At 40.4% G+C, this 16221-nt stretch carries 14 protein-coding genes; 6 read left to right on the forward strand and 8 right to left on the reverse strand.

Annotated elements, in window-relative coordinates; all coding sequences use genetic code 11:
- The first annotated feature begins 14 nt into the window (after positions 1-14).
- A complete protein-coding gene (locus BG00_RS13675) occupies positions 15-713 on the forward strand; it encodes a 2'-5' RNA ligase family protein (RefSeq protein WP_036983195.1) in 699 nt (232 codons plus the stop codon).
- A 45-nt stretch (positions 714-758) separates the two neighbouring features.
- Here BG00_RS13675 and BG00_RS13680 read toward each other — a convergent pair whose 3' ends face one another.
- The 3 genes from BG00_RS13680 to prmB all read right to left on the reverse strand — a co-directional run bounded on the left by BG00_RS13680 (position 759) and on the right by prmB (position 3397).
- Entirely contained in the window at positions 759-1145 is a 387-nt protein-coding gene (locus tag BG00_RS13680; protein WP_036983197.1) for a DUF4112 domain-containing protein, read from the reverse strand.
- A 127-nt stretch (positions 1146-1272) separates the two neighbouring features.
- Positions 1273-2370, reverse strand: coding sequence for a chorismate synthase (gene aroC / locus BG00_RS13685; protein WP_036983199.1), 1098 nt, complete (start codon positions 2368-2370; stop codon positions 1273-1275).
- A 91-nt stretch (positions 2371-2461) separates the two neighbouring features.
- The gene (gene prmB / locus BG00_RS13690) at positions 2462-3397 is read right to left on the reverse strand and encodes a 50S ribosomal protein L3 N(5)-glutamine methyltransferase (RefSeq protein ID WP_013464520.1); all 936 of its coding nucleotides are present in this window, start codon (positions 3395-3397) and stop codon (positions 2462-2464) included.
- Positions 3398-3693: 296 nt separating this feature from the next.
- On the opposite strand from prmB, the gene smrB reads away from it, so the two are divergent.
- Positions 3694-4251 (forward strand): endonuclease SmrB, encoded by a 558-nt coding sequence (gene smrB / locus BG00_RS13695; RefSeq protein ID WP_016899440.1) that lies wholly within the window; start codon positions 3694-3696, stop codon positions 4249-4251.
- 32 nt (positions 4252-4283) lie between these two features.
- Complete coding sequence (locus tag BG00_RS13700; protein WP_036983201.1) at positions 4284-5207, forward strand: AEC family transporter; 924 nt, start codon at positions 4284-4286, stop codon at positions 5205-5207.
- Positions 5208-5273: 66 nt separating this feature from the next.
- Here BG00_RS13700 and sixA read toward each other — a convergent pair whose 3' ends face one another.
- Positions 5274-5750 (reverse strand): phosphohistidine phosphatase SixA, encoded by a 477-nt coding sequence (gene sixA / locus BG00_RS13705; protein WP_171034749.1) that lies wholly within the window; start codon positions 5748-5750, stop codon positions 5274-5276.
- A 184-nt stretch (positions 5751-5934) separates the two neighbouring features.
- On the opposite strand from sixA, the gene BG00_RS13710 reads away from it, so the two are divergent.
- Complete coding sequence (locus BG00_RS13710) at positions 5935-8658, forward strand: insulinase family protein (protein ID WP_036983204.1); 2724 nt, start codon at positions 5935-5937, stop codon at positions 8656-8658.
- Between the two features lie 51 nt (positions 8659-8709).
- Positions 8710-10950: a sensor domain-containing protein gene (locus tag BG00_RS13715; protein WP_036983205.1), complete on the forward strand. Its 2241-nt coding sequence runs from the start codon at positions 8710-8712 to the stop codon at positions 10948-10950.
- Here the strand turns inward: BG00_RS13715 and BG00_RS13720 are convergent.
- Together BG00_RS13720 and efpL are read right to left on the reverse strand one after the other, a co-directional pair.
- The gene (locus BG00_RS13720) at positions 10947-11141 is read right to left on the reverse strand and encodes a hypothetical protein (protein ID WP_069440259.1); all 195 of its coding nucleotides are present in this window, start codon (positions 11139-11141) and stop codon (positions 10947-10949) included. The genes BG00_RS13715 and BG00_RS13720 overlap by 4 nt on opposite strands.
- Positions 11142-11287: 146 nt before the next feature.
- Positions 11288-11860 (reverse strand): elongation factor P-like protein EfpL, encoded by a 573-nt coding sequence (gene efpL, locus BG00_RS13725; RefSeq protein ID WP_024602810.1) that lies wholly within the window; start codon positions 11858-11860, stop codon positions 11288-11290.
- A gap of 193 nt (positions 11861-12053) precedes the next feature.
- On the opposite strand from efpL, the gene BG00_RS13730 reads away from it, so the two are divergent.
- Positions 12054-12440 carry an MmcQ/YjbR family DNA-binding protein gene (locus BG00_RS13730; RefSeq protein ID WP_013464512.1) on the forward strand — a complete coding sequence of 129 codons (387 nt, stop codon included), beginning with the start codon at positions 12054-12056 and terminating at the stop codon, positions 12438-12440.
- 85 nt (positions 12441-12525) lie between these two features.
- On the opposite strand, the gene fadJ is transcribed toward BG00_RS13730, so the two are convergent.
- Positions 12526-14718 (reverse strand): fatty acid oxidation complex subunit alpha FadJ, encoded by a 2193-nt coding sequence (fadJ, locus tag BG00_RS13735; protein WP_036983208.1) that lies wholly within the window; start codon positions 14716-14718, stop codon positions 12526-12528.
- The gene (gene fadI, locus BG00_RS13740; RefSeq protein ID WP_013464510.1) at positions 14718-16028 is read right to left on the reverse strand and encodes an acetyl-CoA C-acyltransferase FadI; all 1311 of its coding nucleotides are present in this window, start codon (positions 16026-16028) and stop codon (positions 14718-14720) included. The genes fadJ and fadI overlap by 1 nt, the downstream gene beginning before the upstream one ends.
- Positions 16029-16221 lie beyond the last annotated feature (193 nt).

Genomic DNA, 16221 nt, shown 5'->3' on the forward strand with positions numbered 1-16221 from the left:
ATTGACTCACTCTTATGGTTAAACAACACAGCTTTTTATCGTGGCTATTTATCTCTTTTACTTTTTTAACACTCTTGGCTGCTTCTGCCAGCAGTTATGCAAAAAGTATAAGTATTAACGTATTTGCTATTCCTTCTAAGCCTATTGTTGAGTTAGTTGCTAACACCAGCGATGAATTGGCTACGCACCAAATTATTACGTTTTACCAACAAGGGTTACCCGTACACGCCACCTTGTATTTAACGGATTATCCCGTTGACGCACAAAACGAAATTAAGAAAGTGGTAGAGCGCATTGTAAAAGAACATCAGTCGTTTGAAATAAAAGCCAATGGGTTTAATGTGTCACCAAGTAATTGGGCATTTATAAAATTAGAAAAATCATATCAATTACAACGCTTAGCCGACGAGGTTACCCTTAAGCTTGAACCGCTTCGCGATCATCAAGCGCTAGTGCCAAGTTGGGTAAAGCATTACCCTAATAAACTTGTGGCTTTTGAACGCTATGGCAGCCCTAATGTATTTCAGAATTTTCAGCCGCATTTAACCCTACTCGCGAATGAGCAAAACCCAGCATTAGCGATAGTACAAAAAGCACTGCACGCTGAGCCGCCCCAGGCACAAGGTGAAATAATTGGGATTGGAATTGGAGTGTCTGATCAGTTTGGTCAACAAAAAGAAATACTCGCTAAGTACTTTTTTGATGCCAAATAAATAGTTAATAACAGGGCTAATTACACACTTTATGACTAATAATATTTATGGGTTTATGGTTAGCTTATCGGTTAAATGCTTTTTAAGTATGCGGGTATTGCGCGTATTTGCTTTGAACATGGCATCAAAAATATCACCAAAAAATGGAATGAGCCCACCTACAAAATCAACTAACATGTTTAAAATAATCCGGCTCTTTACTCGTTTACTAACGCCTAACCTTTGCGCTTCAATAAGTACATAGCCAGATAAGATAAGCCCGGCTAAATCGCCTACCACTGGCAATAGCCCAATTAATGATTCGACACCGAAACTAAATTTAGTAAACGGAATACCAATGCTGCTATCGGTAAAGCGGCTGAACTCTTCAAGTCGTTTTATGGTGGCTTTATATTCAGCTTGTGTAACGTGAGATTGATTGTTTTTTTGCATACTAACAGCTCTCTTATTTTTAGGTGCGCTGAGCACATTTAAATTATTGAGCGGCAATAAAGATGTATAGCTTGTACATAATAAACGCGCTGGTGCGCGTTTATTATTAATTTATAGTAAATCGCGCTTAGATAGCGCCATTAATTGGCCCATGTTCGTGATTTACATGCGGGTTTTGACCGCGTTGACGAAGTAAATGGTCCATTAAAGTAATAGCCATCATTGCCTCAGCAATCGGAATAGCACGAATGCCTACACAAGGATCATGACGACCTTTGGTGATCATTTCAACCGCTTCATTTTCGGTGTTAATACTATTACCGGGAATAGTAATACTCGATGTCGGTTTAAGCGCAATTGATGCGATTATATCTTGCCCTGTAGAAATACCTGCCAATACGCCGCCGGCATGATTTGAGGTAAAACCATCAGGGGTTAACTCATCACGATGCTCTGAGCCTTTTTGCTCAACCACATCAAAGCCATCGCCAATTTCAACGCCTTTTACAGCATTAATACTCATTAATGAATGGGCAAGTTCGGCATCTAGCCTATCAAATACCGGCTCACCTAAGCCAACAGGCACATTTTTAGCTACTACTTTTACTTTAGCGCCAACTGAGTCACCTTGTTTTTTAAGGTCACGCATATATTCATCGAGTGCTTCAAGCTTGCTAACGTCTGGGAAAAAGAATAAGTTATTTTCCACTTCATCCCAATCGTAATTTTCGGCTTTAATTGGCCCTAGTTGGCTCAAACACGCACGTACTTCAATACCATGAAATTGCTTTAAATACTTTTTAGCAATAGCGCCTGCGGCAACCCGAATAGCGGTTTCGCGCGCAGATGAACGGCCACCACCACGGTAATCGCGAAGGCCGTATTTGTGCCAGTAGGTATAGTCACCGTGGCCTGGGCGAAATACATCTTTAATTTTGCCATAATCTTGTGAACGTTGATCGGTATTTTCAATTAATAAACCAATGCTGGTACCAGTGGTTTTACCTTCAAAAACGCCCGCTAAAATTTTGATTTGGTCGCTCTCACGACGCTGCGTGGTATAGCGACTTTGCCCAGGTTTGCGTCTGTCTAAATCGTGTTGTATGTCGGCCTCAGTGATTTCAAGGCCTGCGGGCGTGCCATCCACTACGCCGCCTAATGCAACGCCGTGGCTTTCGCCAAAGGTGGACACTTTAAATAACTGCCCTATGCTATTACCTGCCATTAACTTTCCTCATTCCTAATGACTTATAGCCGAGAATTAACTCGGCTATTGTTTTGCCCAGCCATTTCGGATGAATGGCTAGTACTAATTATTACTGTGCAAAGTAGGCATCTAGTTGTTGTTTGCTAATAACAAACACCCCTAATCCGCCTTGTTCAAACTCAATCCATTCAAATGGTGCACCTGGATACAGTGCATCCATATGTACCATAGAGTTACCTACTTCGACAAATAACAAACCGTTATCTGTTAGATGCTCACTAGCTTGATCTAAAATAGTACGTGTTACATCAAGGCCATCGTGTCCCGATGCTAATCCAAGCTCTGGTTCATGGTGGAATTCACGTGGTAAATCAGCCATATCTTCAGCGTCAACGTACGGTGGATTTGCTACGATTAGGTCGTATTTTTGCCCAGGTACACCACTGAATACGTCAGACTGAATAGGCAGTACGCGGTCACTTAGTTGATAGTCAGTGATGTTAATATCAGCCACTTCAAGCGCTTCATAGGATATATCAACCGCATCAACTTGCGCATTCTCGAACGCTTGTGCCAAGGCAATAGCAATACAACCTGAGCCTGTACATAAATCTAAAATACGCCCTACTGACTCTGGTTTTTCTAACCAAGGGGTGAAGCGATTATTAATAAGCTCAGCAAAAGGCGAGCGAGGGATTAATACGCGTTCATCCACATAAAATGGCATGTTAGCAAACCATGCAATGTTGGTAAGGTAAGGTACTGGGGTAAAATCGTTAATGCGCTCGGCAATTAAGCCCGCTAAACGATTTTTTTCAGTACTGGTTAAACGCGCATGCATCAGCTCTTTAGGTGCATCGATAGGCAAACTAAGCGCCGGTAATAACAAACTTACCGCTTCATCCCATGCGTTATCGGTGCCATGACCAAAGAAAATACCGCTACTTGCAAATTGACTAGTTGTCCAACGAAGCCAATCGTGTAAGGTTGAAAGTTCTGCAACAGCTTCATCTAGGGTTGCTTCTTCTATTAGTAATTCACTCATCAGTGTTATCTGCCTGCTACTTTCAAAAAAAATAAACTCAATCGGGGCGCATCATTGGCCCCATGATTACCCTATTGTATACCCAAGCCACCTTTAGGTGCGAGCGCAGTTAGTGTTAAAAGCGATTTAGGTAAGGCTTTGATTGCAAATAATAGTCACTCTATTGTGCAAATCAATAACGCAGTATAAATCGCTTTTAAACTAACCTTAATGGCGCTGTACTATGTATCTCAAAGCTGCTTGGGTAACACACCTTTTTACTCGATTTTTACCGCTTTTTTGTTTAAACTGCCGCTATGAAAAAAGATCCCCACTCAAACAGCCTAATTAGTCCTGACGACATTGACTTGTTTCGTCAAAGTATCAGTGGTGCGCGTGTATTTAAACAAGACACTCACCGTTTTAGCAATAAACCTAAAGTGTCACAAGCGAAGCAATTTGCCCAGCAAAAAAAGCAACAACAGTCAGAATTTTTCTTTTCTGATGAATATGTGCCCGATATAGACACGCATGGTACCGTTAATTATGTACAACAGGGTCAGGATCGTTTTTTAGCCAAACAACTTCGTCGAGGGGATTTTATTCCTGATTTAACCCTCGACCTGCATGGCTTAAATAAAGAGATAGCCAAAGATGAACTCGCAGGGCTTATTCATGAGTGCAAAAAAAAGCATTACTATTGTGCCTGTGTTGTACACGGAATTGGCGGCCATATCCTCAGGCATAAAGTACCGCAATATTTAGTGCAACACCCCGATGTAATTGCTATGCACCAAGCTCCGCTTGAGTATGGCGGTAAAGGGGCGGTACTCATATTAATTAACTTACCGCAAAGTGATGAGTTTAGACGCTGAGCACTAGAGCCAATCAATAAGAGCCTTTTTTAGTGCATATATTTTCGATTATATTTCCGCTTATTTTTATTGTGTTATGCGGCTACATAGCAAGCCGAAGTCAGTTTTTAGAACGCATTCATATAACGGGGCTCAGTAAATTTACTTTTTACATTAGTGTACCGAGTTTTTTATTTTTAAATATGGCCCAGGCAGACTTAAAAACCAGCGTGAGCTTAAATGGGTTTTTAAGCTTTTATATTCCCGTTATTTTAATTTATTTTTTTGCGCTCATTATTGACCGCTACACTCTCTCCAAACATCCTCAATATGAACGTCACAGTGTATTTGCCCTTGGCAGTAGTTATTCAAATACCGTATTGGTGGGCTTGCCCATTATTATTGCCGCCATGGGTGAGCAAATGATGGGCATTATTTTTATGATCATTACCTTTCATAGCGCGCTATTGTTCACCCTCACCTTTTTAATTAGTGCAAACAGTGCCAGTCATGTGTTTTCGTGGTCAACATTTGCCAAAAATATGTTACTCAATCCTGTCGTATTGAGTATTAGCATGGGTTTATTGGTAAATTTAGCAGGGATTACTTTATTTTTTGATTTAACTAATGGCATAGCGCTTTTAGCTAAACCTGCCATAGCCTGTGCGTTATTTGTATTAGGTGCAAATTTAGCTTTTTATAAAATTAGCGATAACTGGCAAGCGGCAGCTATTGCCAGCCTGTTAAAGCTAGTTATATTGCCCGCCTTAGTATTAGTGTTAGGCACACATGTATTTGCTATTAATGAGTCGCTGTTAAAAGTACTCGTATTATTGAGCGCATCGCCCTTGGGAGTTAATGCGTACTTAATTGCATGCCAAATAAAACAACATCAAGATACGTTAGCCAGTGCGGTTGTTTTATCGACAGTTTTGAGTGTGGTGAGTTTTAGTATGTGGTTAACAATTCTACTGTAGACAAATACCTAAAAGTAGTAGCATTTACCTAACAGAAAGTGGCTTAGCTAAATGCTAATTTACACGCTATGTATCTACATTCGCTGGTGCATTGATGGTGATATAATCACTTTTGTGGCGAGTTTCATCATAACTAATTTGTGCAACAGCGCCGGTATTAAAAATAGGCATGTGCCCAGCACACAACTGATCAACCAAATAGCTCACCATAGGCATATGGGCAACCACAAGCCAGGTATCGCATTCTGGATGAAGCGCGATTAACGTTTCTAAATAATCTGCAGCAACCTGCGGGTTACCTTCAGGAATAATATCTTGGCAGGTCTCTTCAAATAAAAAGGTATTATTTTTTTTAACACCCTCAGCTGTTTGCTGCGCTCTTACATAAGGACTCACTAATAACCCCGTTGGAGCATGCTTTTTTTGTAACCACAGCCCCATTTTTTCTACCTGCTGATGGCCCAAAGGAGTCAAATTTCTACTGACATCATCAGAGTGCATCGGTATTGCTTCACCATGACGCATTATCAAGATTGTTTTCATAAAAAATCAACCAATTAAAGAATATAAAACAGTAGCCAGTTTGCTCGAATTTCCGCTATATTAATAACTCAAACCTATTTATTTTCTTAAAATAGTTCTTTCATGATGTTCAGGTAAATAGCATTGCATTCCTGAAGTTATCATCTGTTGTTAACAATTATACGTTTAGTTTCAGGAGCATCATTTGAAAATCAGCACTAATGATAACAGAGCTTACCGCACACTAACACTGGACAATGGTCTAAAAGTACTTTTAGTGCACGATCAAGACTCAGCAAAAGCTGCCGCATCCATGGCTGTTAACGCTGGTCACTTTGATGATCCGCTTGATAGACAAGGCCTAGCGCACTTTTTAGAGCATATGTTGTTTTTAGGCACTGACCTTTATCCTGAATCAGGAAGTTTTAATAATTTTGTCTCGCAGTCTGGTGGCAATACCAACGCGTGGACTGGCACAGAGCATACCTGCTATTTCTTTGATATTAATAACCATCATATTGAAACAGCATTAGCGCAATTTAGTCGGTTTTTTATAGCGCCCAAACTAAACCCCGCTGAAACAGAAAAAGAACGTAATGCTATTGAGGCTGAGTTTAAATTAAAAATTAAAGACGATGGCCGTCGAATTTATCAAGTGCATAAAGAAACGGTTAACCCAGAACATCCTTTTGCCAAGTTCTCAGTGGGAAACTTGCAAACATTAGCAGATAGAAAGCGCTGTATTAGTGATGAATTACGTGACTTTTTTAATCAGCATTACCAAGCTCAGTGGATGACTTTAGTGATTTGTGCCAATGAGTCATTAGATACACTTGAGGCATGGGCAACCCAGTATTTCTCCCAGATAAAGGGAGATAAACACCAATTAAAGCCACCTATAGAAGCGCCGCTTTATCGCAGCCAAGACTTGGGTAAGTTGCTTCATATTGAACCACACAAACATGTACAAAAGTTGATTATTAGCTTTGCCATGCCAAACATTGACGATTTTTATCGTCATAAAACGGTCAGCTTTATTGCGCACTTACTAGGTTATGAGGGGCAAGGCTCGTTATATTCTGTGCTTAAAGAGCAAGGTTGGATCAATGCCCTCTCTGCAGGTGGCGGAATTAATGGCAGTAATTTTAAAGACTTTAATATTAGTATGGCGCTGACCGATGAAGGCATTGAATACTACGAAGATATTATTGAGATGGTGTTTGAATACATTTGTTTAATTAATAACAACACCAGCAAATTACCTCGCCTATATCAAGATAAGCAAAAACTATTACAAATCGCATTTGATAACCAAGAAAAGTCTCGCCTAATTGATTGGGTCAGTAATTTAAGTATTAACATGCAACACTACGATGAAGTTAATTACTTACAGGGTGACTATTTAATGGAAGGCTTTAAAGCCAGCGCGCATGAAATGGCTATGCAGTGGTTAACTCCGCACAACATGCGTTTAGTGCTTATTCATCCTGATGTAGAGCCTGAACACACAGCTGCTTGGTATAACACCCCCTATAAAATTGAAAAATTGTCGCTACATTGGCTCAAAGCACTTGCACAGATTAGCCAGCCACAAAGTGAAATGCTATTGCCCACGGCTAATCCTTATTTAGCTAAAGATGTCATTTTATATCCGGTTGAATCACAGCAACGACATCCAACATTACTGGTAAAAGAAGCAGGCTTTGACTTTTGGTTTAAACAAGACGCCACCTTTAGAGTCGCCAAAGGGCATTTTTATTTAGCCATGGACTCTGACTTTGCAGTAAAAGACGTGAAACATATGGCACTGACGCGGTTATTCTCAGATTTATTCATGGACAGTGTTGGCGAACAGTTTTACCCAGCGGAACTTGCGGGCTTAAGTTATCACTTAACCTCTCATCAAGGTGGCTTAACGCTTCACACTGCGGGGCTTTCTTCAAGCCAACTCGAATTAGTCGATCAGCTGATTGATGCACTATTTAACGTAAAAATTTGTGCCAAACGCTTTGCAGAATATAAAAAGCAATTAGTTAGACATTGGCGAAATAGCAATCAAAACAAACCCGTTAGTGAGCTATTTAGTATTTTAGGCGCTAAAATAATGCCGTGGAATCCTAAGCCTGACGAGTTAGCAAATGCACTCAAAGACACCTGTTTCCATCAGTTTAATGAATTTAGACAAGCGTTTTTTAATGCCCTTCATGTTGAGTCTTTTTTACATGGTAATTGGCAGCAAAATGATGCGCTTGAGTTTCAAAAGAAGGTCGCTCAGCACCTTAAAAAATCAGCCGTTATCAACGATTTAAAGCGCCCACTTTATGAAATTACTAAAGTGACTCGCTACGAGCTTGAACTTGCCTGCAGCGATAATGCCATGGTGATTTACTACCAAGCACAAAGCGATGACGTTATTGAAAAAGTGAAAATGATGGCGCTAAATCATTTAATTAATCAAGACTACTTTAATGAACTCAGAACAACGCAACAACTCGGTTATTTAGTAGGCGCAGGATACGCTCCTTTTAATACCCGTGCTGGTATTGCCTTTTATATACAATCACCAAAATTTGAGCCCACCACGTTACTGCACAGGCATAATTTATTTATTAGCCAGTATTTAGCAATAATTAATGAACTAACAGAACAAGACTGGCTGCAACAAAAACATGGATTAACAACTCATATTGCTGAAAAAGACAAAAATTTGCGTTTACGTTCACAACGTTTATGGCTTGCTATAGGTAATGGCGATCATCGGTTTAATATGCAGCAACGCCTGCTGGATTCTTTAAACGCATTAACGCTTGAAGATTTAAAAGCCTACGCCGCTGAACTTTTTAATGCAGATCGCCCAAGATATGAGCTTTTAAGTGCCAAATCTGTGAATTTGTCTGAGAAACTACCACTTTATTCGCATTCTCTTTGACTCTTGCTCGCGCTTGATTTAGATTGTCTTTTGTTAATAAGAAGTAAGACAATGAAAAAAATAAAAATAATAAAATATATTCTATTGTTGGCCACTTTGGCCACAGCCTACTCTGCGAGTGCATTCGAGTCATCGTTTAACTTGAATTTAAATGCGTTGGTCGTGAGCGTGTGCGCAATAATGTTGTTAGTTGTAGTTTATTTGTTAACGATTGTTCACTCACTCAAGCGTTCACACTCTCAATTACAGCTTTCTGAAAAACGATTAAAAAGTACCGTAGAAGGCAGTGGTGACACTCTATGGGATTGGAATATCAAAACCGGTAAAGTTATTCGTATCAATGACAAATACGTGATGAATAGTAATAACCTAGTAGAATTTCCACCGAATAAAAGCTTGATCCATCCCCGCGATTTAACCCATGTTGATTACCTACTAAAAAAACACTTTGCCGAAGAAAGTACTTTTTTTGAAGCAACTTATCGTATTAAAGACAGCTTTGGTAAATGGCACTGGGTGCTCGACCGCGGAAAAATCATTGAAAAAGACGCTAACCTAAGCCCACTGCGAATGACTGGCATAGTCAGAGATATCTCGCAGTTAAAATCAACGGAAGATCGACTTAACTTATTTGCAAAATGTGTTGAGTCACTCACTGATGCGCTGGCCATTTATGATAAAGACTTTAGGCTGGTGGATATTAATCCCAGCTTTTTAACTTTGTTTGGCGGCGTACGCGAGCAATACCTAAAGAAAGAGTTTCATTTAGCCGGTTACGACAAAAGCTATATAGAATCCATAAAAAACACCGTTAGAAAGCACGAACATATTCAAGAAGAAGTAAAGCTTCGCAATAGCGATCATGCTCTGCTGCCATTTGAAATTTCAATAGATGAAATTAAAAACGCACAAAATCAAATAACCAATTATGTGGTGGTGTATTCAGATTTAACCGAGCGTAAAAAAACCGAGTCTGAGCTCAATAATTTATCTAATCGAGATCGCACCACCAGCTTACCTAACCGTAATTTGTTTTTTTCTGACTTACAAAAACTCGCAAAGCAGCATTCTCATCATGCATTACTCGTATTTGATTTAGATAACTTTAAAAAGATAAACGACTCATTAGGCCATCAATTAGGTGATAGTTTACTGGCAAAGCTTGCTATGCGTTTAAATAAGCTCACCCGTGAAAATGACGTATTTTATCGCCTTGGCGGCGATGAATTTGCGCTAGTTATGTCAAACACCAACGATATTCTCACTATCACTCGCATGGCTAAACAGTTTTTGGCGGCCATAGCTACACCATTTAAAATGGCAGGCCATGAACTTGCTATCACCTCAAGCGTTGGTATAGTACTGTTCCCCGAAGATGGTAACACCCCCGAAATACTATTAAAGAACGCCGATACTGCGATGTATCATGCTAAAAAGAAAGGCAATAGCTACCTGTTTTTTAATGACACCATGAACCGCCAAGCAGTAAAACGACTGCAAATAGAAAACCTAATGCGCTTTGGCTTAAAAGAAGATCATTTTGAGGTGTATTACCAGCCTAAAATGAATATTCGTACTGGTAAGCTTGCTGGAATGGAAGCGTTGGTGCGTTTTATTACTCCGAAAAAGGGGGTTATTAGCCCAGGGGTATTTATTCCAATTGCCGAAGAAACAGGGCAAATTATTGAAATTGGTGAAGTAGTTTTAAACAAAGCTTGTCGCGATGTAAAACAGTGGTTAGATGCAGGCTTATTTAATGCCCGTGTTGCTGTTAACTTATCAGCAAAACAATTTAGCCTACCCGATTTAACCTCGCGCATAGATGTGATTTTACAAAAAAATGAACTACCCTCGTACTTTTTAGAGCTTGAGATAACTGAAGGCACCGTAATGGACGATCCACAAGAAGCCATTGCGATTATGCGCTCTTTAAGTGCCCGTGGAATTCACTTAGCAATGGATGACTTTGGTACCGGCTATTCATCACTTGCGTATTTAAAGCAGTTTCCACTCAATACGCTTAAGGTAGATAAAGCCTTTATCGATGATATGAAGACTGAACGTGGCCGCAATATGGTGGACTCTATCGTCACTATTGCGCATAACCTTGATTTGCATGTAGTTGCCGAAGGGGTGGAGCAAGCGTCGCAAATAAGCATACTTGAAGAGCTAAACTGTGAAACACTGCAGGGTTATTACTACTCTAAGCCACTGTCAAAAGATGAATTTACTGCGTTTTTAAAACAACAAAAAAGCCAATCAAAACTCAGTTTAATTAGAGCGACCAGTTAAGCACGCCATAGACACGCATTTACACCTATATTGCGTATCAATGCACGTCGATAATGCATATTAAACAAGCACCAAGCAACAGGACCAAACACGCCACCTAAAAATAACCAGCGTTTAACAGGCATGCCCTTTTTAATGGTTTCTAAATACATAAGCGCTATAAATACACCGCTAAGCAAAACAAATAACACCACCACCTCAACCAGCTCAAAAATAAGGCGCGTATAATAGCGTTAAACTGGCGAAAATTAAAGCAACACATTATTTGACCGTTACTCAGACAAAAAAAAGCCGAGCAACTTAAATACTCGGCTAATCAACATAGATTTATAGCGGCTTACTTGTCAGCACGGCCCATAAACTTATGCTCTGCAGTATTAATACGGATGCGATCGCCCGTAGAAATATGCTCTGGCACTTGAATAGTTAAGCCGGTTGATAAACGAGCAGGCTTTGAACGCGCGCTGGCTGAAGCACCTTTAATTGAAGGGTCGGTTTCCTCAACTACAAGCTCAACACTTGAAGGAAGATCAAGCCCAACTGGCGCACCATCAATCACAATAACATGCACGCCCTGGGTCTCTTCGTTAACAAACTGAATCTCTTCAGCTATCGCGTCTTTAGCCAAGTTGTAAGGCGTATAATCTTCGTTATCCATAAAAACATACTCATCGCCATCAATGTACGACAGCATCGCTTCACGACGGGTTAAATCTGCAAGGTTAAGCATGTCGCTGTCTTTGAATGTTTCGTCAACTTTGCTACCCGTTACTACATCGTATAAACGCATACGGTATAAACTACCACCGGCACGACCTTGTGGTACAGAACGTACGATATCTTTTACTACTAATACACGGCCATTAAAGTCAATAGCCGTCCCTTTTTTAACATCACTTGCCTTTGGCATGGGTGAATTCCTATTGTTTTTTTGATTGCGAGAAACATACCACGAAACTGATTTTGTTCAACAATAAAGTGATATGATTAGCTTCTTACTTCGTACTGACTCATAAATCTGTAATTTAGACTTAAACTCGTGTTATTTAGTAGCAAAAAGCTGCTATGGTAAAGTTATCGATTATGACCTCAAGGAATGGCTCATGAACCAACAAACTGTACATACCTATTTAATGAACAAGCCGTTAGTTAAACTAACCCAGCCTTTTGCTAAAGATGTTGATGTGTATAAAGTAAACCATAAGATGTTCGCCACCCTCGCACTGAGCAATGAAGGTGAAACCGATGAAAACGGCGAACCTATTTGGTGGCTAAACTTAAAGTGCGACCCTGATGAAGCGCAATCATTACGAGATATTTTCCCTGCCGTTATTCCTGGTTATCATATGAATAAACGCCTTTGGAATACCGTGATTTTAGACGGCTCAGTACCACAGGGTGAAATTGAGCGTATGATTGATAACTCGTTTAATTTGGTGGTCGACAATATGCCTGATAAAGATAAAAAGGCCATTGAAGCGTTACTGTAAATAAGCGTCTATATCTCTATATTTACTGATAATCAAACATAAAAAAGCCGCATAATTTGCGGCTTTTTTACGTTAACTTAAAACATTAATCTTTGTGCTCAGTTTTCTCATTTTGAGTATCAGTCGATTTATCATCTGCCTGCTCTAACTCAACTTCAGCTGTTTTAGCGGCTGTAGTGTAAAACTTATCGCCTTTATCAGCCATTGCAACCAGTGATTCACAGGGTGCAAAAATCGCATTGCTGTTAGCCAGAGTAGACATATCAGAGCTAATTTTAGCTGCGCCTAATTTATCCATATAGCTAAACGGGCCACCTAAGAACGGTGGGAAACCAATACCAAAAATAGCACCAATATCACCATCACGCGGGCTGGCAATAATATCGTCATCTAAACAGCGAACGGCCTCATTAAGCATTTGTGAGATACAACGCTTAGCAATTTCGTTTTTATTTAGACGTGGAGCTGGGGTTACACCTAGTAGCTCATAGACTGACTCATCAACCTTTTTGCCTTTCTTGTCGTATTCATAAAAACCACGACCCGTTTTACGGCCTAAGCGTTTTGAATCAATCATGCGCGAGAAAGCATCTGGGCCTTTAAAACGCTCACCCAATTCTTTTTCAAGAATTGGCGCGATTTTAGAACCAATATCAATACCGACTTCATCAAGCAGTGCCAACGGCCCTACTGGAAAACCAAACTCAACTAAGGCTGCGTCAATTTTTTCAATTGGCTCACCGGCAAGCATTAAGTTTGCCGCCTCATTCAGGTATGGCGCTAAAATACGGTTTACGTAAAAACCGGCCATGTCTTTTACCACAATTGGCGTTTTACCTTGCTTACGCGCAAAGTTAACTACACGAGCAATCGTTTCTTTTGAGGTGCCTTCGTGAGGAATAATTTCTACCAGTGGCATTTTCTCTACTGGTGAGAAATAATGTAAACCAATTACATTTTCAGGGCGTTCTGCTTTTGCTGCAATTTGCGAAATAGGTAATGACGAAGTATTACTTGCGAAAATAGTATTCGCTTGGCAATGCTGCTCTACATCAGCAACCATACCTTGCTTCAGTTCTAAATCTTCAAATACGGCTTCTATCACTAAATCTATGTGTTTAAAACCGCTGTAATCGGTAGTGCCGGTAATGCGGTTCATCGTTAACTGCATATCGGCTTTGGACATAATACGGCGTTTAAGACGCTTATCTAAAATTTTGTATGTGTAGTTCATGGCATTACTTATGCCCTGCTCTGCCACATCTTTAATACGCACCGGCAATTTAGCTTTAACCGCACTCACATGGGCAATACCTGCGCCCATTAAGCCACCACCTAACACAGCAGTTTTACTAATCGCGGGAGCATCATCATTGCGCCATTCTTTTTTCATTTCAGTGGTTGCAAAGAAAATGCCGCGCAGTGCTTTAGACTCATCACTCATTACCAATGTGGCAAAACCTTCTGCTTCGGTTTTATACGCTTTCATTTCGTCAAGCTCTACGTTTGCACGTACCGCTTTAATAATTGCAAGCGGCGCAGGGTAATGACCACCGGTTTTTTTAAGAACGTTTTCTTTAGCTTTTTTAAAGATAAAGTTACGGCCAAACGGGTTGGATTCTAATAACTTACTGATCTTATCAAGTTTAGGCTCTTTAACTTGTGGCTTTTTCTTCGCCGCAAACTCTTTAGCCACTTTTAACAGTACGCTTTGTGGTACACAATCATCCAATACACCGGCTTTTTTAGCTTGTTTAGGACGAATTTGTTTACCGGTTAGCATCCACTCGAGGGCTTTTTGAATGCCCACGATTTTAGTTAAGCGCTGTGTACCACCACCGCCAGGTAATAAACCTAGTTGTACTTCTGGTAAACCAATTTTAGTTAAATCGCTATCTGTACCTACGCGGTAATCACAGGCTAAAGCAAATTCTAAACCGCCACCAAGTGCTGCGCCATGTATAGCACTAACTGTGGTGTACGGAAGCTTTTTCATATCAAAAAATGCTTGATGGCATAATTCGCTAATAGCTAATGCATCTTCACGCTTTTGCACGTTGTCTAGCATTTTAACATCGGCACCAGCAATAAAGTTATCGCTTTTACCGCTAATAAATACCATACCTTTAACTGCGTGCTCTTTAGCTTGTGCTAATAATGCTTTTAAATCATCAGCAAAGCTATCTCGCAGGGTGTTCATTTTTTCACCCGGTACATCAATTGTCACTACGGCTATTTTGTTATCATCAACCGTTAAATTAAATACTGAATCTGTCATTACGCACTCTCCAATACAAAGGCTGCACCTAAACCACCCGCAGCACAGGCAGTCGTTAACGCTAAACCACCGCCACGACGCTTAAGCTCGTATAAACTTTGTGTAATTAAACGCGCGCCGGTTGCCGCAAATGGATGACCATATGCAAGCGAGCCGCCGTTCACGTTAAACTTATCCATGTTAATTTCACCTATGGCTTTATTACGCCCTAAGTGCTCTTGTGCAAATTTATCTGAAGCAAACATTTTCATATTCGCTAAGGTTTGCGATGCAAACGCTTCATGCATTTCAATAAGGTCTAAATCAGCTAACGTAATACCCGCTCTATCAAGTGCGATAGGCGTTGAGTGAGCCGGCCCCATTAGCATGTCTTTTTCTACGCCAATGGCTGAGAACGCAAAACTACGCACATAACCTAAAATTTCATAACCCAAAGCTTTGGCTTTGCTTTCGCTCATCATTAACACTGCGGCTGCGCCATCAGTTAGTGGGGTTGCATTGGCAGCAGTGACTGAGCCGTGTTGACGGTCAAATACTGGCTTAAGCTTGGCGTAACCTTCAACCGTTGAGTTTTTACGGATATTATTATCTTCTTCAATAAAGCTTTTATAAGGCGGTAAATGAGCCGTCATTACTTCATCTTTAAGCTTGCCATCAGCCCAAGCTTGCGTTGCCAGTGAGTGAGAACGATGCGCTAAAGCATCTTGATCTTCACGGCTAATATTATGGGTTTTAGCCATTTGCTCGGCTGTTTGTCCCATTGATAAACCCGTTGAGTACTCAGCAACCGCTGGCGGCACTGGCAATAAATCTTTTAAACGTAGTTTTGAGAATATTTTTAAACGCTGACCAAGCGTACGAGCTTTGTTTAAATCAACTAAGCTACCCGCTAATTTTTTACTTACACCAATTGGCAATACAGACGATGAATCGGCACCACCGGCAATACCTACGCTTACAGAGCCTGCCATAATTGATTCGGCAACGTTTGCTATCGCTTGAAAACTCGTCGCACAAGCACGCGATACAGAGTATGCATCAACCGATACTGGCATCCCAGTACCCAATACAATTTCACGCGCAATATTTGGCGCTTCTGGCATTTGTACTACTTGCCCAAAAACCAATTGATCGATTTCTGACTTGTCGAAATTTAATCGCTCAAGCATTTCATTAACCACTAGCTTACCCATATCCAATGCTGGTACATGGTGGAACGCAGTCGCTTGCTTAGCAAAAGGAGTACGTAAGCCGCTTACAATGGCAATACGGTCGCCTTTTGGTGTTTTAAGTATGTTTTGCTCAGACATTTATTATTCTCTCCCGCTGACAGGTCAGACCTGTATGTTTTCTCCGATTCTAAACAACCCGTGTGATAAAGCCAATAGATAAAGGTAAATAAATACAAAAGCGCCATTGTATATCACTACATACATTGTATGAGGGTAATACAATAGGCTTTTTTAGCTGGTTTTACAAAGTTTTATGTTAGGCTAAAAAATC

This window comes from Pseudoalteromonas sp. SCSIO_11900 (assembly GCF_000576475.1).
GTDB classification, from domain to species: Bacteria; Pseudomonadota; Gammaproteobacteria; order Enterobacterales; family Alteromonadaceae; genus Pseudoalteromonas; species Pseudoalteromonas tetraodonis.